Raw genomic sequence first — 18,784 nt, 5'->3', positions numbered from 1 at the left:
CTTAAAATAATGCAAAAGCGTCGCGCATCCATCTGCCTTCCAATTCTTTATATTTCGGACTGATCTCATGTGACAGGTCCTTAAAGATCATTATGCGTTTCCTGCCGGGAATTAGGTTATAAGTTGCAAACTCGTTATTTGGTGGTGCAAACGGGTCGAGCAAACCGATACCCATTAAGAAAGGGCATTTTACATTTACTGCGAAGTTCCTCCCGTCGAAATAATCCAGGTTGTTGAATATTTTTTCCATAGTCAGGCCTGGCTGGGTTGCTGCATATTTTTTAAAGCTGCTGATTGGCCAGTCTACCTCGCCTGACAATCCGCGGATATCGCATAAGATCGGGTTTTGGGCAGATGACAGGTTTATACGGCTATCAACGCCTGCCAGAGCAATCGCCAAATACCCACCCATACTACCGCCGGTAGCCAGGATATTATCATGCCTCAAATTAGGTTGACTATATATAAAGTCGATACAGCGAACGCAATCCATGATCACACCGCGCATCACATATTTTTCTTTGTTCTCGATGCGGTAAGTCAAAAACTCATCACGGCGGGTATCGATCTCCCCGCGACTGGTTCCCTGCCCCCGGGTGTTTAGTGTGATGATGGCCAGATCGGGATCTAAACCAACAATTGGCGACAGATCAACCTGGTAGCCGGGCAAACCTAATAACACAGAAAATTTGTGGTTCTTATTCTTCGTCTTAGGCAGGGTCATGTAGCCTTTGATGAGGTAATTATCCAGCGAGCGCATTTGAATTTCGTATACATCGCGGCTTTCGGTATTCTGTTTTGGCAGCGGTACCACTTTAAATTCTGGCTTTACTTTAGCCAGCTCGTCTTTTGTTTTTTGCCAGAACTCATCAAAATCAGCGGGGCGTGAATACGATGATTGTATTTCTTTTGGTCTGATTCCGAAAGCACGTTTGGTGGTATCATCGTAATCGCTTACGTTGATCATGAAATTGATCTTGTAAAAACCGGTTTGCAGGTCAGGGATGCTGAAGTCGTAGTTTTCAGAGCTATTGCTGCCGATCTTTACCCTAACGATCTTCGAGGTTACCTTCTCGCCTTTTTCGGTAGTGACCAGGTATGAAACGGTACCCGATTGTTCGTTACTCAATGTATTTTTTACCGAGAAGGTGAAAGACGCTGTTCCGCTGAAAATACCATCGCTGTCATGAATTTTGAGTTCGGTGCTTACCTCTCCATCCGCTTTGGATTTTATTCCGCCAGCCCCTGCCTTGTTGAAGATGAGAAGGGAAAGCAATCCGCAAATGATAACTAAAAGTCTAACTTTTTTCACTGTCAATATTTTTATTCCTAAGAAAGTATTTAAAAGTAAAGTATAAAATATCAAGTTGTTGGTTTATTAATAAGAAAGTTTGATTTCCGGATGTAATGGTTCAAAGGTTCTTCAATAAACTTAAATAATAGTACTGAAATACAGTTTAATACGATAAAAGCATACAATAGGTTCAGGCTATCATATTGAAATGGTGAATTCCAGTCGACCTCCCATTTATCATATAAGGCAAACACCTGGTCGTTGAGCCAGTTGAAGGTATGGTGGATCATGGCATACATATAGCCCAGGTGTATCAAATAGAAGATGTATGAGCTTTTGCCCAACAGCTCTACAAAGGGATTTGCGAGGACTTTTTTCAGGTTACTGCCTTCGGTGATCAGCCCATAAAAAAACATAGCTATAAATATGGGAAGGATGTAATTATTGGTGATGATACCCAACGGATTATGCAGGCCCGCCGACCATCCCATCGGGATAGTGTATCTTGACATAGCGGCTATGCAGGCAAAAATTCCAGCAAAACCCAGGTAAGTAAACCTGATATTATTTTTACGTTCCAGGCCATGCTGGCGAACATATAATGCCAGTTTGATCCCCACAAAAAACTCAAAGCAGCGACCGAAATAGGTGTACAATTCCATAAAGGTAAAGTTGCCGAAGAAACCATACCAATCCACATTGCGGAATATCAGCACCATTAAGAAACCAAAGGCGGTGATAGCGAATATTTGCGCATAGAACTTGTTATATTTTTTTATGATAAAGAATACGATAGGCGCCGAAAAGTAAAAGCACTCCTCAACAGTAAGCGACCATCCCGGCCCGATTCCTGTAAAATTTAGTTGATAGAAAAACCCGCGCACAAAGGTGATGTGCATAAAGAATAAGCCTATAGCGCTCGGGAATTTGCCTACGATTGCCGGCTCACGGGTAAAGTAATAGTATATAAACGCACCAGCTGTCAGCAGAAAATACATGGGGTAAATACGAGCCACACGATTTTTGAGATATTGCTTAAACCAGTCGCCGGTGAGATGGAAATTGTCAAAATACCTGAAGGCGATGAGGAAACCTGACAGCACAAAAAAGATGGTTACCCCTATATGAAACTCATTAAAAAATCGCTGAAAAGCATGCGGCATTTCGCCGTCAAAAACATCGGCGTAATGCGAAATAAAAACAAGATAGGCAGCTAGTGCACGTACGCCCGTTAAGGCCGGAATATAATTTTTCAGGTCGATGCGTGGCAAAACTTTTTTATTGGTTTTTAACGGAGCCCGCTGCTCCAAAGTTTTGATAACACGCTAAAATAAAGGAATATTATTGAATTATATAAAGGCGGAGCCCTGAATAATTCCGCGGTCGGAAATGGTTTTGTCGATATAGTGCTGAATCTCAGACTTCTTCAATCCCCAGTTGGGTGCGATTAATAATTCCATATCCGAGAGACCGAACAATCGTTGTATTACGACGTCGGGGCGGACGAGCGGTAACAACTCACACAGGAAATCGGCATAGTCCGGCAGGCTAAAAAGCTTGAATGGTTCCCGTTTATATTTCACTCCCATTACTGAGCCTTCCACAATATGCAGGTGATGGAACTTGACAAACTTGATCTGCGGATGGCGGTTGATCTCATCGGCATATTTCAGCATCATCTCTTTGGTTTCCCAAGGGAAGCCAAAGATGGTGTGAACGCAAATATCAAGCGGGCTGTTCTCGACCAGCTTTAATGCATTTATCAAATCTTCATGATTACAACCGCGGTTGATCTGGGAAAGTGTGTCATTATAAATAGACTCCATGCCCATTTCCAGGTCGACATCAAAGCGGTCAGTATAGCTTTCCAGCAAGGCGATTTTTTCAGCGTCGATACAATCTGGTCGTGTGCCGACTGACAGGCCTACGATATCCTCAGTATGATAGCTCAATGCTTCATCATACAACATTTTCAGATAATGCGCTGGTGCATAGGTATTGGTGTTGGGTTGAAAGTAGATAATAAACTTATCTGCCCTGTTGCCTTTGCGGGCACGCTCAACACCTTGTATTACCTGCTCACGGATGGATGGATTTTTACGCGAAACCGAAGGTGTAAACGAATCAACATTACAATAGGTGCAACCGCCGTAGCCTTTGGAGCCATCACGGTTGGGGCAGGTGAAATTACCATCAACAATTACCTTGAACACACGCTGCCCTTTATACTTTTCGCGCAGCCATGCACCGTAGTTGTTATATCCCTTTATTCCCTGCTGTAGTTGCGATTCCACTGATTTTGTTTGATCACACCGATACTTTCACGATTACACTGATGGGGTTGTGATTACACCGATTGGGGCAAAGATACGATTTTGAAGGGACACCTATGGAAGCAACTAAGGCAATGCATTGGCGGTAATGTCGTTCGCAGATTTTACCCACCCGGTCATTGCTTCGCTCGACCACCCTCCCTTTTGCAAGCAAAAGGGAGGGGCTGGTTATTACCACATTAGTCACCGTCAAGTATTTCTACTTGCGGCTGATACGTAAAAAATACCGTTAAAAAACGAATTGCGGCATATAAGAATTTGACCCAACTTTGGATTTATTTAAAACCCTAAATATTAAAACAATGGCAAATTACACTACAAGAATTGAATTAGTTAACCCTGATTCGGGCGATTATGAATTACTGCACCAGGAAATGCGCGACAGGGAATTTTACCGGGCTATAGATTATTGCGGCGTTTGGCACGATCTGCCTACAGCAGAATATGACCGCACATCGAACGCCCTGCTATCACAAATTTATAGTGACGCCGGAGCCGCTGCACAAGCTGTTATTAATAATAAACCCGTAAATGACAAGAACGAGCCAAAAAATTATTACCTGCTGGTAACTGAGGCTGTCGAGAGAGCTTATATATTACCCCAAACTACTGAGGTTGCAAAACTGCCTCCTGGTGCTAGTCTGTAGGATTTCGGATTTGCAGGAACGGTGATTTAATAATTTGTGCAAAGTGTTCCCATCGCAATACAATATCTTTTTGATAAAAACCACGCCGGCAGGATTTCGAATGTCGGATTTACGATTTCGGATTTATAAGATCTGATTCTAAACTGTTTAATTGTGCGCAAAGTGTTCCCATCGCAATACAATATTTTTTTGATAAAAACCACGCCATAATCGGCTTGGAAATTAATTAAATTATTAATTAATTATATGTCAATTGATTAAATTGAAAATATATTACCGATCGGAAATAATGGTATTGGGCATGGTTTTGACGTGAGTATAAGCAATTAACCAAAATGTTAACCTTTTAAATTTTTTAGTTATGCCTACCACAAAGAATCCTGAAAGCACAAGGGAAAATGAAAATTCAAGAAGAATGGGAGGATCATCATCTTCAAGTTCATCGGGTAACAGCAGTCGCCAAAAAGGTAACGAAAGAAGCGGCCAAAACAGGCAACAGGGCAATCAAAGCTCAAGAAGCCACCGGTGAAATGGTTAAGAAACAGCAGTGATGCTGTATAACAGCAAGGATCATTAGATCCAAAGCGGGACCTGTATTTTACAGATCCCGTTTTTTATTGCTGATTGCCAGCTTTTAATCGTCCAAATAAACCATCAGCCAAACATTTCTGTTAACATTTGGTTAATTACATATTACAAAACATTAATAATCAACACTATGAAAAATCACATTAAAGTTTCGTTCCTTGCGGCGGCGGTATGTTTTTCTTTGGCGGCGTGCAAAGGGAACAGTTCGAGCTCAAGTTCAGACTCGACAAAGAGCGTGGATTCGTCTTCTACAACAAAAGTAGACACAGCCGTAAAAGCTGATACTGCTAAGAAAGACACCGGCATGAAAATGGGTGCTGACACCTCAAAAAAAGTGGACACCATAAAGAAGACCACAACTACAACTGAAAAGAAAAAGGTTAAGAAAACGGAATAAGATAAATCTTACAAATTAAAATAGAGAGCCTGGCTATGCCGGGCTTTCCCGTTTTTGTCTGAACCATGATTTTCATGATTCAAGGACTACCATGATTAATAGCAATTTGAATATCATCTGCATATTTACTCATCTGCATATTTGCACATTCTCGCATTTGCACATCTCCTCATCTGCACATCCACTCATTATTATGCACGCATAGCTTTTTAACTATTTTGCTTAGCTTTGTGGTATAAATACCGCCAATGGAAACCATTGCACCCTACCATTCTAAAAATAAGATACGCTTTGTAACTGCCGCCTCGCTGTTTGACGGGCATGATGCGACCATTAATATTATGCGCCGTATTTTGCAGGCTTCTGGTGCCGAGGTTATCCATCTGGGGCATAACCGCTCGGTGGATGAGGTGGTGAATTGCGCTATCCAGGAGGATGTGCAGGGTATTGCCCTAACCTCGTACCAGGGCGGGCACATGGAGTACTTTAAATATATGTACGACCTGCTGAAAGAGCGCGGTGCTGGTCACATTAAAATATTTGGCGGTGGTGGCGGTGTAATATTGCCCGAGGAAATAAAAGAGTTGCAGGATTATGGCATAGCACGTATTTACTCGCCCGATGATGGTCGCCGGATGGGTTTGCAGGGGATGATAAACGATATGCTACAGGAATGTGATTTCCAGACGGTGGCCAAGCTCAATGGTGAACTAAAACACTTGCCAGAAAAAGATCCGAAAGCGATTGCGTCACTGATTACGTTAGCAGAAAATCAGCCCGAGCAATTTGTTATAGCGGGTGGCGCAGGGCGCAAGGCGGTGGGAATTCCAGTCCTTGGGATTACAGGCACAGGCGGTGCTGGTAAATCATCATTAGTGGATGAATTTGTTCGGCGTTTTTTGATGGAGACGGATAAAACACTGGCCATTATTTCTGTCGACCCATCCAAACGTAAAACAGGCGGCGCTTTGCTTGGCGACCGCATCCGGATGAATTCTATTAATAACCCGCGGGTGTATATGCGTTCGCTGGCTACACGGCAGGCTAATTTGGCGTTGTCCAAATATGTGCAGGAGTCGATCGATATTTGCAAAACTGCAGGCTTTGACCTGATCATTGTTGAAACGTCGGGCATTGGTCAGTCGGATACGATGATCACTGATTATTGCGACCTCTCTTTATATGTAATGACACCGGAGTTTGGTGCGGCAACACAGTTGGAGAAGATCGACATGCTTGACTTTGCTGATATCGTTGCGCTGAACAAATTTGATAAGCGCGGAGCTTTGGATGCCCTGCGTGATGTGCGTAAGCAGTACAAGCGCAACCATCAATTATTTGAGGCTAAGGATGAAGACCTCCCGGTTTTCGGAACAATGGCGTCGCAGTTTAATGATCTGGGGATGAACAATTTGTTCGAGGCCCTGATGCGGACCATTAAAGCTAAAACGGGTATCGATTTCATCGGCAAAAAATATGATGTAGCCGCACTTCATTGGGGCGAATCGGAAAAGATATTTATTATTCCGCCTGATCGGACGCGATATCTTGCTGAGATTGCCGAAAACAGTAAGGCTTATGATGATTGGGTGAATGAGCAATGTAAAATTGCGCAGCAGATGTATCAAATAAATGGAGCGTTGGATTTACTAAATGAACGTTCCGCTGAGACGCAAAGCATTGCGTCTCTACAGGATATAAACAAGCATCTTGAAAGTCATCTGCATCCTGAATGCAAACGATTATTGAACGAATGGCCGGAAACGGTGAGAAAATATAAGGCTGATGATCTGATATACAAAGTCCGGGACAAGGAGATACGTCAGCCGCTTTATTATACTTCGCTTTCGCAACTGAAGGTGCCAAAGATTGCCCTGCCACGCTATGGGGCCTGGGGTGATATCCTGAGGTGGTTGCTGACCGAGAATGTGCCGGGAGAATTCCCATATGCCGCCGGCGTGTTCCCTGTTAAGCGCGAGGGTGAGGACCCTACCCGTATGTTTGCCGGTGAGGGCGGTCCGGAGCGGACTAACAAACGTTTCCATTATGTGTCATTGGGGCAACCTGCGCACCGGCTATCAACAGCATTTGATTCGGTTACACTTTACGGCGAAGATCCGCATACACGACCCGATATTTATGGGAAGATCGGCAACTCGGGTGTAAGCATCGCCACTGTTGATGACGCTAAAAAACTGTATAGCGGATTTGATCTGTGCAATGCGTCAACTTCGGTTTCGATGACCATTAATGGCCCTGCGCCAATGCTTCTTGGTTATTTCATGAATGCAGTGATCGACCAACAATGCGAGAAATATATTCATGAGCATCAACTGGAGCATTTGGTGGAGGCGAAGTTTAAGGAGTTGTATGATGACAGGGATGTTCCTCGTCCGCACTACTCGGGTAAGCTTCCCAAAGGCAATAACGGCCTTGGTCTAATGTTGCTTGGCCTCACCGGCGACCAGGTTTTACCTGCCGATGTATACGAAAAAATAAAGGCTAAAGCTATTGCAACCGTTCGCGGTACCGTTCAAGCAGATATATTGAAGGAGGACCAGGCACAAAATACCTGCATATTTTCTACTGAGTTCGCCCTGCGCATGATGGGTGATATTCAACAGTATTTTATTGATAATCAGGCGCGTAATTTTTATTCGGTGTCGATATCAGGATATCATATTGCGGAGGCCGGTGCTAATCCGATTACGCAATTAGCATTTACCCTCTCCAACGGGTTTACTTATGTGGAGTATTATCTGAGCCGGGGTATGCATATTGATGATTTTGCCCCGAATCTGTCATTTTTCTTTTCCAATGGTATCGATCCGGAATATTCAGTGATCGGTCGTGTTGCTAGGAGGTTGTGGGCGAAGGCTATAAAAAATAAATACAAAGGCAATGACAGGTCTCAAAAACTGAAATATCATATTCAAACCAGCGGTCGCTCGCTGCATGCGCAGGAGATCGACTTTAATGATATTCGCACCACTTTGCAGGCTTTGTATGCAATCTATGACAACTGCAACTCACTGCATACTAATGCTTATGACGAAGCGATCACTACGCCTACGGAAGAATCGGTTCGCAGGGCGATGGCTATACAGTTGATCATTAACCGGGAGCTGGGATTAGCCAAAAATGAAAACCCGCTTCAAGGTTCATTCATAATTGAAGAATTGACCGACCTGGTGGAGGATGCGGTGCTGACTGAATTTAAACGGCTTAATGATCGTGGCGGGGTATTAGGCGCTATGGAAACCATGTATCAGCGAGGTAAAATACAGGAGGAATCATTGTATTACGAAACACTAAAACATACCGGTGAATACCCTATTGTTGGGGTAAATACTTTCCTGAATAAAAAGGGTTCACCGACTATTACGCCATCCGAAGTGATTAGGGCTACTGAAGAAGAAAAGCAGTTCCAGATCTCGGCATTAGCGGCTTTCCAGGAACGAAATGCGGATAAAGCGCCTGCCCTGTTAAAAGAACTGCAAGCAAAAGCCATTGCAGGAGAGAATATTTTTGAAAGCCTGATGGAGGTTTGTAAATATTGCTCGCTGGGGCAGATATCTCATGCTTTGTATGAGGTGGGTGGGCAGTATAGGAGGAATATGTGATTGCAGTGATCGGTTATCAGTGACCGGAGATCAGTTAACCAGTTTTTTGATTAATTACCTGTGAGATTTATGTCAATCAGTCATGATCATAGCTTTGGTAAGTTCCCTGATCTATTATAATTCTGAATCGAGGAAGAATGTGGCCTTCAACACTAATTGATTTTTATAATTCCTGTCAGCCGATAAAATTTACCATTATTATTTTTAAAATCATCGGTCGACCACTTGCTATTGAGTATAATATATTCGAAACTGAATATCTGTGTCGCGTCGCTATTTGTGGCAGTAATAAATAGCGAATCAGTTTTTTCGTTTACCATCTGGATGCTATTGAAAGCATTCTTCAATGCAACGGGGTGAGCCGGCAGGATAATCCGCTTGCCTGTAAATCCTATCACATTTTTCAAAGCCTCTTTTTGAGTAAACTTATGCGCGTTCAATAATCCAGCCTCCGAATAAATATACATATACCGTAGTAAAGCAGCGATGTTATCGTCAGGATCATTCTTAGGTGTTTTGTTTAAAAGCGAGGTCGACAGATCATTGGCATCTTTCCATTTCTCGTCCTGAAGGCTTTGTATAAGGTTGTCCCATTCTTTTGTTTCTGTTAAAGACTGTGCATGGACATTTAATAAAAAGCCCGGTAATAGTATGAAAAGCAGGATGATCTTTTTCATTATTGGATAAAGTTTACGTTATTATAAAATTACAAATTCTCCTGATTTGTTGGTTGGATTTTCAAAAAGAACCTTATCTAACAATTATGTTATTTTGGCTAAGTTTATTCTTGATCAAATCTTATGAGAAAAATCATCCTGAGCATTATTATTTTTCTGGTTGCCATATCTGCATTCGCTCAAGAAACCATCCCCCCTGCTGCAAAAAAGCTAATCAAAAGTTATCCTGGTTTTATTTCCGGTTTCTCAAACAATCATATAATATTCAAAGATGGCACCAGCTTGGTTTGGGATGATGGCATAAAAAACAAATCATTCAAAGACCTGCTTGAACAACCTGATTTGAAAGATATGTTCGGGCAGGTATACTCTACCGGCAAGTTAAAATCACCGTCTGCTAAAAACTTTGACCCGGGACGCGTAAGGAATGAAGCATTTTTTATGAAGATATATGGGTCGACGGAAAGGCAGGTTAGTCAGCATCTGACTGAAATTACCTGGTGCCCTAAGCTGGTTCGGCAAAAGGTTAGGGTGACTACCGTTAATGGGATCGATAAGAAACTGATGCAGATATCCAAAGAATTAGATGAGCATCCTGAACTGAAAAAGTACCTCACCAATATTGGCGGCACTTTTACCTGGCGCAATATTGCAGGGACCAACAGGCATAGCATGCATAGTTTCGGGATGACAATCGATATCAACACGGCTTATTCCGATTACTGGCAATGGGCCTGCAAATGCACCAAAGAGGACGCCACTTTCATCTACAAAAACCGGATACCGCAAACCATTGTGGACATATTTGAAAAGCATGGATTTATATGGGGCGGCAAGTGGTATCATTTTGACACGATGCATTTTGAATACCGACCGGAATTGATAAATTAGTATATCAAACCCGGAATAATGAGATTTATTTTAGCCGTCCTGAGCCTTGGCATTTTTTCGTCATTAATCCCTCCCGATAATGTAGTAACCCGTTTTAAAACACCTGACGGTTATACACAGCAAAAGGTAACGCCCGGTAGCTTTGCCGAATGGCTGCAAAAGCTTCCGCTTAAACCAGCAGGCTCGCATACTATGACCTATAATGGCACAATAGCTCATACGGATATAGAAACTGCGGCCGTGGTCGACATTAGTGTAGGCAAACAAGATCTACAGCAATGTGCCGACGTGGTAATGCGGCTCCGTGGTGAGTATTTGTACCAGGCTAAACGATATAGTGAGATCAGTTTTAATTTTGTGAGCGGTTTTAAGTGCGACTATATTCATTATGCGAACGGTTACCGTTATCGTAACGATCATTGGATATTGCAGGCTAAAAAGGATTACAGCTATCCCACCTTTATGCGGTATATGGAACTGGTATTTTCTTACGCAGGGACCTTATCGCTGGAAAAGGAATTGCATAAGGTAACCGATCCAAATGAGTTAAAGGCAGGAGATGTGTTTATACATGGCGGTTCGCCGGGGCATTGTTTTATTGTGATGGATGTGGTGGAGAACAGTCAGCATAAAAAACAGTTTCTGCTGGCGCAAAGCTTTATGCCCGCGCAAAATTTGCAGGTGCTGCAATATGATAAGGGGCAATACTGGTTCACGATGGATAAGATCACTAACATTTGGTATGGCGATTTGGTTACGGCGCAATATTTGAGGAAGTTTGATTGATATAATTATAATATTATTATCGTTTAACTATCAAAAATTTCAGCATAGTAAATTCAGCCGTAATACACACATCTATCTCATAATTACCTTATTAAATTAGATTATATCAATATTATTTCTCTATATTGTTATAAGCAAATCAAATCTCTTCACCCTCTAATTTTTTAACGTTATGAAAAAACTATTGATCGCGGCATTTATACTGCTTTCATGCGGTGTTTTTGCTCAAGAACAAAAAAACGGGACCATCTACAAGGAACATCCCTACATCACTGTTGTTAACAATTCATTTGACCTTTTCTTAAAGCAGGATTGGAGTGGGTTGGCAAACCTTTATGCAGATACGGCTAAATTCTATGATCCTTCAAGTTCTAAACCTTACAGTTTAGCCGATGAAAAAAAGGGATGGGCAGGTATTTATAACGATTGGGAACAAATTACTGTCACAAAGCAGGGATATCCTGATGGCCTGCAATACGACAAAGATCCGTTCACTGTGCAATCGTGGTGGACGGTAACTTGTGTCAATAAAAAGACAAAGAAAACAGCCAAGTTTTATATGGTTCAGTTTGATGAGTTTAATAAAGATGGGAAAATAGATATGGAGCTGGCTTATTATGATCAGACCCCGCTTATAGAAGCATCCAAAGAGGCGGCGTCTACCAAATAGATCTTTTTGAAAAAGTAAAGGCCCTTTCTATTTATGCAGAAGGGGCCTTTAAGTTATAAGGGTTCTAATTTTACGTAGTGATTCAATTGATATTCTGTCCGCTCAATTGCCGCGGAGGCTTTGTTACTTTGTCTTGATACAAAGTAACCAAAAATCAAGTCAACAGACACTTGCTTCTTTTCGCAACAAGCCTTTGCCCTGCAATCAACCAAAACCACGGGCTGCAATACTTTGCCCTACTATCGTTCCCGCAAAGCCCTCGCTTCGGCAAAGTTTGCTAATGCCCTTTCCACTACACAGGCCACCATTGTTTTGATTGATTTCGCCCGAAGCTGGTCTGTTGACGGGGTTCATTTGTTGTTATTGGTTCTGAAATGAATCGCAAAACTATTTACCTATGACTAACCTCGCTTCTCTACCCTATCATAAAACCCGCCAAACGTGTTCATCTTTACACCGTCTTCTCTGAAGAATTCACCGGGGAAGCCGAGCTCGATGGCACTGGCATCGTTAAGGCGTTTGATTTGTTCATCGTTTAGGGTTACGTCCACTGTTTTGAGGTTGTCTTCTAATTGAGACAATTTAGTAGCACCTACGATAGGTATAGAATGAAAACCTTGCTGCATCGTCCATTTTAGGGCGACATTGCCGGGTGATACGCCTAGTTCTTCAGCCACTGCAACTACAGCTTTTGTGATTTCAACCGAATTATCGTTACGGCGTTTGCTTTCTGGTTTGATACGACCCTGTTCTCCGCGGATATATTTCCCTGTAAGTACACCACCACCTAGTGGAGCCCATGGCAAAACGGTCATGCCGTAATGTTTGGCCATGGGGATCAGCTCACGTTCTGGCGTGCGGGCAATCAGGCTATATTCGATTTGTAAAGCAATAAACTGGCTCCAGCCCATTAGTTCGGCGAGCGTGTTTCCTTTAGATACGATCCATGCTGGAGTATCGCTTATGGCTAGATAGTTCACTTTTCCTTGCCGAACCAGGTCATCCATACCGCGCAGCACTTCGTCAATTGGGGTCAAATCGTCCCATATATGCAGGTAAAGCAGGTCGATAAAATCAGTTTGCAGGCGTTTCAGGCTTTCTTCTACACTGCGCATCATGTTCTTGCGGTTATTGCCGGAAGCATTGGGGTTGGTGATATTGTCCTTCAGAGAATATTTGGTCGCTACTACAAAAAAGTCGCGATCGTGATTTGATAAATATTCGCCGATGATCTGTTCGCTGGAGCCCAGTTTGTACATATTGGCGGTGTCCAGGAAATTTCCGCCGGCTTCGGCATAGGCGTCCATAATGGCAAAGCTGGCTTCTTTATCGGCGCCCCAGCCGTTTTCGGTGCCGAAACCCATGGTGCCTAAGCATAATTCAGAAACTTTAAGGCCCGAGCGGCCCAGTAATTTGTAATTCATAATTTAAGGATGATGTATTGAATCCGAAGGTCGGATATTATCAGGTATAAAGGCAAATTTAATGTAATCCTTTTCTTTTAATCAGTCCGCCTGTGGTGTCATCAACACTGTGCTGAACAATGAAGGCGGCGGGGTCAATATTCAATATGGCACGTTTTATGGCCGGTATTTCGAACCGGGTAGCTACCGTAAAGATAATATCCCGTGTATCGTTCACATGGCCATCTTTTCCGTAGCCGCTTTTGCCTTCGTACACCGTAACGCCTCGCCCCATTTTTGTAATAGCGCTCCGGATAGCTTCGCCTTTAACGGATACAACGGTAATACCTGTATACTGTTCGATACCGTTCAAAATAAAGTCGACCATTTTGGATGCCGACAAGTAGGTAAGGATAGAATACAATGCCGATTCGACCCCTAAAAAGAACAGCGCGGTAGTAAATATGATCACATTAAGCAGCAATATCACGTCGCTAACTTTTAATAATTGTGTTTGCTTACTCAATAATAAGGCGGCGATCTCTGTACCGTCAAGCACGGCCCAGCCCTTAATGGCCAATCCGATACCAACGCCTATAAAAAAGCCGCCAAATACGGCAGTCAGTAATTTATCGTGCGTCACATCGGGGAAATGCACAAGGGCCAGGCAAAGTGACAAACCCGCGATAGAGGCCATGCTTTTAATGGCGAACGACATCCCAAGACGTTTATAACCCAATAAAAGAAACGGAATATTAATGACAAAGATGAGAATGGATAACGGCGCACCTGTTATTTCGGCGATCAGCATAGAGATACCTGTTACGCCGCCATCAATAAACCTGCTGGATAATAAAAAGCCTTTTACACCCATTCCTGCCGACAGGATACCCATCAATATCAAGGTATAGCTGCCGCATATCTGTCGTATTTTGAGCCCTCTGTTTTTCATCCCTAAATATAAATTTAAAATTTGAGGATGCTGTTTTATCGCAGCTTTAAACGACCATATCAGGTAATCTCATTAAATCAAGGAGATATAGTTCAAATCATAGCTCGGTGTCGACTCACCCCGAATGCGCTGCGCTGTTCGACCCTCTCTCCGCTGTGCGGAAAGAGGGTGAAAAAACAAAGAATCCCCTCTTTGCGAAGCAGAGAGGGTGGTCGAGCGAAGCAATGACCGGGTGAGTCGACTGTTCGACATGCTTAGCTTAATTACATTGCCTATCATAGCAGGGTCAAAAAGAAACAAACCGCTGTGCAGATTGTACTTATTTGTATCAATACTACCTATTATGAAAGTCATCACCCTGCATAAAAGAATTAAGACCGAGGAATTATTCGACCTTATTCAAAGACAACTTAATACGCTTTTCCATGAACAACGAAAGAGCGATTTAAACTTTACAACTACCCGCTCAGGAAATATAATTGAAATCACTCAGCCAGATCTGTACCCGGGAGATATTTTATATCATATTGAAGTTCAGCAGGATGAGCTGCACATTACTCGAAGTGAGCATTATGTGGATGATGTGAATTCGCTGACTGTGGAGTCTATTTTGAATGATCTGTTTAAGATAGTTGCGGGTAAACCAGGGACGGATTTGATTTTGGAAGGATGATTTTGAAGGCGGATGTCGGAGGGCAGATGTCGGAATGCTTTCCTGCATGTCATTTCGATGAGCCGGAGGAGGTATGTGAAGGGGGGCGAAGAGAAATCTTATACGACATGCAAAGTTTGCGAGCCGCTTGTATAAGATTTCTCCTCACGGCCACTACACATTCCGGGCCTGTTCATCGAAATGACATGCTTATTTAATAAATCTTAGATATAAAGACTTTCGACTCAGAACCTAAGACTCCAGACTAAAAATCACCCGTTTATCCAGCTGAATTTATACTCCAGCATGGGGTTTTTCATGCGTTCGGCTACGCGGAGGAGGCGTGCGGGGAGGTTCATGATATAATCGCGGGCCTTTTCGCCGCTTTCGTTCAGGTCTTTTGCGCTTTCGATGTGCCAGTCTTCTATCAGTTCTTTCAGGATGTCTACATAGTCAATGGCCGTATAAATGCCTAAACGCTGTGCAGCATCGGTAAAATGGCCGAATGTTTGACCGACTTTTAAACCTACTTCGCGAAGAAAATGGGCAGGCATTACTATCTTTTTGCGCATCATATCCTCAAAAGCGATCATCGCTTCGCTTGGATCAACTTCAAATACTTTCTCGATAAAATACTTGTAAGCTTTGGCATGACGGGCTTCGTCACCAGCTATCACACCACACATTTTTGAAAGCAGGGTATCACCATCTTTTTTTGCCTGTGAGGCTACGCGGCGGTGTGAAACATTGGTTGCCAGTTCCTGGAACGAGGTATAAATAAAGTTGCGGTATGGATCAGTACCGGTGCCGATATCAAAGCCATCGGCTATAAGGTATTGGGTGGATACCTCCATCATCCGCATATTTACACGGCCCGACAGGTATAAGTATTTATTCAGCAGGTCGCCATGACGGTTTTCCTCTGATGTCCAGTGGCGTGTCCATTTCATCCAGCCGCCTTCTTCATCTTTTGATACACCTTCAACCATGGTGAGCCATGATTCGTAAGTTGGTAAAGCTTCTTCGGTAATGGTGTCGCCAATTAAAACGGCGATCAGGTCGTAGGATAGACCTGCTGCGCTTTCCTGTAATTCTTTGATCTCTGAAAAGAATGTTTCGCGTGTAGAATCAGGCAAAAAATCAGACGGCTGCCAGATAGTTTCTACAGGCTTCAGATACTCGTTGATTTTTTGGAGCATAAATATTTCAATATGCTTCATAACTTCTCTGCGCTTCTCTTCAAAAAATCTCATATTTATACAATAGTGTGCAAAGGTAACTATTTAAATAAGTAAATACTAAAGTATTTATTTTAGTTCGGGGTATGATAACTTATCGCATCTTTCATGCAATCAGGCAGATTTGCCGGTGATGGTTTGCCTTCAAATATGGAGAAATTACTGTTATAATCCCATAAAATTCCGGGTATATGCATCACTTTTAACGTTTGCCTTACTGCTTTAATATAACGGCAACGACTATTTAAATCGGCATATTTATTATAAGCGCCATATTCGCCGCATAATAAAGGAACATTATATTTATGTCCCCAGTTTTTTACAATTTGTAATTTATCCCGTACTGACTGTTCGTTTCCGTCTGTGCGGTATTGGTTATAGTTGGTTTCGCCCCAGGTATTTTTAGCTTTTGGGTTCAAAGGAGGGAAAGTTGCGGCGTTATATGGGAACGGTACGCCGGTAGTAGCAACCTGGTCGCCTATCCATTCAGCACCCTGGTGGGTAAAGAAAAAAGGCTCGTAAAAGTGAAAAGTGTAGATGATATTATTGTCATTTAAGGGCGTTGTCCTGCTCAGCTCATAAATACTATTGTAGTTAGACGCGCCTACAATAAACGTGCGCTTTTTATCAATTTTCCTGATCGCTTTAATGATCTCATTAGCCGCATTTTGCCATATATCGGGGTTCATGTGGGGCGGTTCGTTATAGAGTTCAAAGAAGAGATCATCAGGGCTTTCCTGATAATATTTTTTTGCAAGTATTTCCCATAAATTAATAACATTCTGAATTTCAGACTCGTACATGTTTTCATCTAAATTTCCCGAATGGTAACAAATGATTACCTTAAACCCGTATAAATGGCAAAACCTGAGGATTTGATCGATACGTTCAAGCAGCTTTGGGTTATAGGAGTTATTGGTTTGAAAGTGACTGAAGGCCACAGGAATCCGGATGCATTTGAAGCCAAGTTGTTTTAATAAACGGAAGTCGGACTTCGCGATAACATTGCTATCTAAGATGTTCTTATTCCAGGTCTGTTCGAGCCACGAGATGCTTACACCGTTATCCAGGGACTGCGCTCGCTTAAACACATCAGGCTGATTATTAAACGACTGCGCATCGCAACCAATTGAAACAAATAACGTTAAAAGTGAAACCATTCCTAACAGCTTGTTAATAAACATTGTTGAATACGGCAAGATTTTCACTTAATTTTATTTTATTAGCGTACGAAATTAACAACTGGTTTAATCTTATTATAAATTAAGAAAACTAACTATAATGTTTGTTCAGATCAACAAAGACGAATTATTAAAAGAGATCACCAAAAAGGCCTGGTACCAGACTAACATTGTTATCTGGTCCGTTATTTTCCTTTTTCCTCTTTTCAGTATAATTGATTTCATTTATACTCCGGGCCTTTGGCTTCAGTTTTTTATCGTTCGCCTCATTATTGTTCTGGTAATTTACATGTTATTTAATGTATACCAAAACAAGGGACAAAGATACCGGCTGCTGCTGCATGTCGCGTTTTTCCTGCTTTCGGCTAACTGTGCGCTCATGTGTACGCTGGTCAATTCCCAGGATCTGAGCGTTTATTTCCTTTTATATTCTGTAGTGATCTTATTTTTCAACCTTCAGGTATTCTGGGAACCGATCAACTCGGTGGTGGAAACCTTAATTTCCATTTTGCTGCTTACTTTGTTTTTCAACTTGTTTGCCGATTACGGCGCAGATATATTCATCAATAATGGCGGCCAGTACTTCTTTATCGTAGCCATTATTTCCTGTTTGATCCCTAATGCGCGTTATAAAGTGATTATGCGCGATGTACGCTCTTCCATTTTGATCGAAAAATCAAACGAGCAGCTGAAAGAGCAAAACCGGGACATCTCTGAAAAGAACAACATCATCGATATGCAGTATGAAAAGCTGCGTCGTTTGGATGAGCAAAAGAACAGCTTTATCAATATTGCAGGTCACGACTTGAAGAACCTGATCGGCTCTATTATCATGAGTAATAACATGGTGAAAGAAGAAGAAGACAGGCTAAGCAATGACCAGAAAGAATTTGTAGGCTACATAGGCGAATCAGCTGAGAAAATGCAATACATGCTGAACAAACTGATGGATGTGCGCGAGATCGAGGCTCCTGAAATGAAATTCAACATGGAGATCTTCGATATCAATACCGAGGTGCAGCACGTATTCAGAGGTTTGGCTGAAACTGCCCAAATGAAAAATATTCACCTGATCGATAATATTCTAAAACTCCCCCTCAACGTAAAACTCGATCGTGTATTTACAGGTCAGATATTCCAGAACTTATTATCCAACGTCATTAAATTTTCGCAAACAAATAACAGCATCAAGGTAATTACCAGCCTGCAGCGTCAAAAATTCATCTTCGAGATAGTGGATGAGGGCATTGCTATTGGCCAGGAAGAACTGGATATGATGTTTAATAAACTAAAAACATTAAACGACGCATCGGGCAATGTAGAGAGCCGCTTGGGTCTTGGTTTATCAATAGCCAAGCTGATGACCTATGAAATGGGTGGCGAGCTTGTTTACAGAAGCGACGAAAACGGAAATTATTTTAGAGTAGAATTCAACGTGATCAATTAATACTA

The 18,784-nt window shown here is 42.3% G+C and carries 18 protein-coding genes; 9 read left to right on the top strand and 9 right to left on the bottom strand.

What is annotated here, in order from left to right; genetic code table 11:
- Position 1 precedes the first annotated feature (1 nt).
- The 3 genes from VIM89_RS03720 to mnmL all read right to left on the bottom strand — a co-directional run bounded on the left by VIM89_RS03720 (position 2) and on the right by mnmL (position 3,588).
- Positions 2-1,312, bottom strand: coding sequence for an acetylxylan esterase (locus VIM89_RS03720; protein ID WP_488154788.1), 1,311 nt, complete (start codon positions 1,310-1,312; stop codon positions 2-4).
- A 50-nt stretch (positions 1,313-1,362) separates the two neighbouring features.
- Positions 1,363-2,565 carry an acyltransferase family protein gene (locus VIM89_RS03715; protein WP_488154787.1) on the bottom strand — a complete coding sequence of 401 codons (1,203 nt, stop codon included), beginning with the start codon at positions 2,563-2,565 and terminating at the stop codon, positions 1,363-1,365.
- Positions 2,566-2,643: 78 nt separating this feature from the next.
- The gene (gene mnmL, locus VIM89_RS03710) at positions 2,644-3,588 is read right to left on the bottom strand and encodes a tRNA modification radical SAM protein MnmL/YtqA (protein ID WP_488154786.1); all 945 of its coding nucleotides are present in this window, start codon (positions 3,586-3,588) and stop codon (positions 2,644-2,646) included.
- Between the two features lie 341 nt (positions 3,589-3,929).
- Between mnmL and VIM89_RS03705 the strand changes: the two genes are divergently transcribed.
- The 4 genes from VIM89_RS03705 (at position 3,930) to VIM89_RS03690 (ending at position 8,882) form a co-directional block, all read left to right on the top strand.
- Complete coding sequence (locus VIM89_RS03705) at positions 3,930-4,274, top strand: hypothetical protein (protein WP_488154785.1); 345 nt, start codon at positions 3,930-3,932, stop codon at positions 4,272-4,274.
- A gap of 398 nt (positions 4,275-4,672) precedes the next feature.
- The gene (locus tag VIM89_RS03700; protein ID WP_488154784.1) at positions 4,673-4,825 is read left to right on the top strand and encodes a hypothetical protein; all 153 of its coding nucleotides are present in this window, start codon (positions 4,673-4,675) and stop codon (positions 4,823-4,825) included.
- 167 nt (positions 4,826-4,992) lie between these two features.
- Positions 4,993-5,259: a hypothetical protein gene (locus VIM89_RS03695; protein WP_488154783.1), complete on the top strand. Its 267-nt coding sequence runs from the start codon at positions 4,993-4,995 to the stop codon at positions 5,257-5,259.
- 248 nt (positions 5,260-5,507) lie between these two features.
- A complete protein-coding gene (locus VIM89_RS03690; RefSeq protein WP_488154782.1) occupies positions 5,508-8,882 on the top strand; it encodes a methylmalonyl-CoA mutase family protein in 3,375 nt (1,124 codons plus the stop codon).
- A 152-nt stretch (positions 8,883-9,034) separates the two neighbouring features.
- Here VIM89_RS03690 and VIM89_RS03685 read toward each other — a convergent pair whose 3' ends face one another.
- Positions 9,035-9,559: a hypothetical protein gene (locus VIM89_RS03685; protein WP_488154781.1), complete on the bottom strand. Its 525-nt coding sequence runs from the start codon at positions 9,557-9,559 to the stop codon at positions 9,035-9,037.
- Between the two features lie 123 nt (positions 9,560-9,682).
- On the opposite strand from VIM89_RS03685, the gene VIM89_RS03680 reads away from it, so the two are divergent.
- From VIM89_RS03680 to VIM89_RS03670, 3 genes are all read left to right on the top strand, one after another.
- Positions 9,683-10,450, top strand: a complete 768-nt coding sequence (locus VIM89_RS03680) for a M15 family metallopeptidase (RefSeq protein ID WP_488154780.1) — start codon at positions 9,683-9,685, stop codon at positions 10,448-10,450.
- 18 nt (positions 10,451-10,468) lie between these two features.
- Positions 10,469-11,236 carry a DUF4846 domain-containing protein gene (locus tag VIM89_RS03675; protein WP_488154779.1) on the top strand — a complete coding sequence of 256 codons (768 nt, stop codon included), beginning with the start codon at positions 10,469-10,471 and terminating at the stop codon, positions 11,234-11,236.
- 172 nt (positions 11,237-11,408) lie between these two features.
- Positions 11,409-11,906, top strand: a complete 498-nt coding sequence (locus VIM89_RS03670) for a nuclear transport factor 2 family protein (protein ID WP_488154778.1) — start codon at positions 11,409-11,411, stop codon at positions 11,904-11,906.
- 204 nt (positions 11,907-12,110) lie between these two features.
- Here VIM89_RS03670 and VIM89_RS03665 read toward each other — a convergent pair whose 3' ends face one another.
- The 3 genes from VIM89_RS03665 to VIM89_RS03655 are packed head-to-tail and all read right to left on the bottom strand — an operon-like array spanning position 12,111 to position 14,261.
- Positions 12,111-12,260 (bottom strand): hypothetical protein, encoded by a 150-nt coding sequence (locus VIM89_RS03665; protein ID WP_488154777.1) that lies wholly within the window; start codon positions 12,258-12,260, stop codon positions 12,111-12,113.
- A 47-nt stretch (positions 12,261-12,307) separates the two neighbouring features.
- Complete coding sequence (locus VIM89_RS03660; RefSeq protein ID WP_488154776.1) at positions 12,308-13,330, bottom strand: aldo/keto reductase; 1,023 nt, start codon at positions 13,328-13,330, stop codon at positions 12,308-12,310.
- A 58-nt stretch (positions 13,331-13,388) separates the two neighbouring features.
- Positions 13,389-14,261 carry a YitT family protein gene (locus tag VIM89_RS03655; RefSeq protein WP_488154775.1) on the bottom strand — a complete coding sequence of 291 codons (873 nt, stop codon included), beginning with the start codon at positions 14,259-14,261 and terminating at the stop codon, positions 13,389-13,391.
- Between the two features lie 343 nt (positions 14,262-14,604).
- On the opposite strand from VIM89_RS03655, the gene VIM89_RS03650 reads away from it, so the two are divergent.
- On the top strand, positions 14,605-14,934 hold the full coding sequence (locus VIM89_RS03650; RefSeq protein ID WP_488154774.1) for a hypothetical protein: 330 nt from the start codon (positions 14,605-14,607) through the stop codon (positions 14,932-14,934).
- Between the two features lie 251 nt (positions 14,935-15,185).
- Here VIM89_RS03650 and VIM89_RS03645 read toward each other — a convergent pair whose 3' ends face one another.
- On the bottom strand, positions 15,186-16,166 hold the full coding sequence (locus VIM89_RS03645) for an acyl-ACP desaturase (RefSeq protein ID WP_488154773.1): 981 nt from the start codon (positions 16,164-16,166) through the stop codon (positions 15,186-15,188).
- Between the two features lie 59 nt (positions 16,167-16,225).
- Positions 16,226-17,311 carry a glycoside hydrolase family 5 protein gene (locus tag VIM89_RS03640; protein WP_488154772.1) on the bottom strand — a complete coding sequence of 362 codons (1,086 nt, stop codon included), beginning with the start codon at positions 17,309-17,311 and terminating at the stop codon, positions 16,226-16,228.
- Between the two features lie 121 nt (positions 17,312-17,432).
- Here VIM89_RS03640 and VIM89_RS03635 point away from each other — a divergent pair, with 121 nt between their 5' ends.
- Positions 17,433-18,779 carry a sensor histidine kinase gene (locus tag VIM89_RS03635; protein WP_488154771.1) on the top strand — a complete coding sequence of 449 codons (1,347 nt, stop codon included), beginning with the start codon at positions 17,433-17,435 and terminating at the stop codon, positions 18,777-18,779.
- Positions 18,780-18,784: the final 5 nt, after the last annotated feature.

It is taken from the genome of Mucilaginibacter sp. (assembly GCF_036568825.1).
Lineage (GTDB): Bacteria > Bacteroidota > Bacteroidia > Sphingobacteriales > Sphingobacteriaceae > Mucilaginibacter.
Note: the sequence above shows the minus strand (reverse complement) of the source record. Positions and strands in the feature narration are given on the sequence as shown.

Bases quoted from the DNA above. Each gene is read 5' to 3' on its own strand.
- VIM89_RS03705 (WP_488154785.1), top strand. From the start codon at position 3,930: ATGGCAAATTACACTACAAGAATTGAATTAGTTAACCCTGATTCGGGC.
- VIM89_RS03700 (WP_488154784.1), top strand. From the start codon at position 4,673: ATGAAAATTCAAGAAGAATGGGAGGATCATCATCTTCAAGTTCATCGG.
- VIM89_RS03695 (WP_488154783.1), top strand. From the start codon at position 4,993: ATGAAAAATCACATTAAAGTTTCGTTCCTTGCGGCGGCGGTATGTTTT.
- VIM89_RS03690 (WP_488154782.1), top strand. From the start codon at position 5,508: ATGGAAACCATTGCACCCTACCATTCTAAAAATAAGATACGCTTTGTA.
- VIM89_RS03685 (WP_488154781.1), bottom strand. From the start codon at position 9,559: ATGAAAAAGATCATCCTGCTTTTCATACTATTACCGGGCTTTTTATTA.
- VIM89_RS03680 (WP_488154780.1), top strand. From the start codon at position 9,683: ATGAGAAAAATCATCCTGAGCATTATTATTTTTCTGGTTGCCATATCT.
- VIM89_RS03675 (WP_488154779.1), top strand. From the start codon at position 10,469: ATGAGATTTATTTTAGCCGTCCTGAGCCTTGGCATTTTTTCGTCATTA.
- VIM89_RS03670 (WP_488154778.1), top strand. From the start codon at position 11,409: ATGAAAAAACTATTGATCGCGGCATTTATACTGCTTTCATGCGGTGTT.
- VIM89_RS03665 (WP_488154777.1), bottom strand. From the start codon at position 12,260: ATGAACCCCGTCAACAGACCAGCTTCGGGCGAAATCAATCAAAACAAT.
- VIM89_RS03660 (WP_488154776.1), bottom strand. From the start codon at position 13,330: ATGAATTACAAATTACTGGGCCGCTCGGGCCTTAAAGTTTCTGAATTA.
- VIM89_RS03655 (WP_488154775.1), bottom strand. From the start codon at position 14,261: ATGAAAAACAGAGGGCTCAAAATACGACAGATATGCGGCAGCTATACC.
- VIM89_RS03650 (WP_488154774.1), top strand. From the start codon at position 14,605: ATGAAAGTCATCACCCTGCATAAAAGAATTAAGACCGAGGAATTATTC.
- VIM89_RS03645 (WP_488154773.1), bottom strand. From the start codon at position 16,166: ATGAGATTTTTTGAAGAGAAGCGCAGAGAAGTTATGAAGCATATTGAA.
- VIM89_RS03640 (WP_488154772.1), bottom strand. From the start codon at position 17,311: ATGGTTTCACTTTTAACGTTATTTGTTTCAATTGGTTGCGATGCGCAG.
- VIM89_RS03635 (WP_488154771.1), top strand. From the start codon at position 17,433: ATGTTTGTTCAGATCAACAAAGACGAATTATTAAAAGAGATCACCAAA.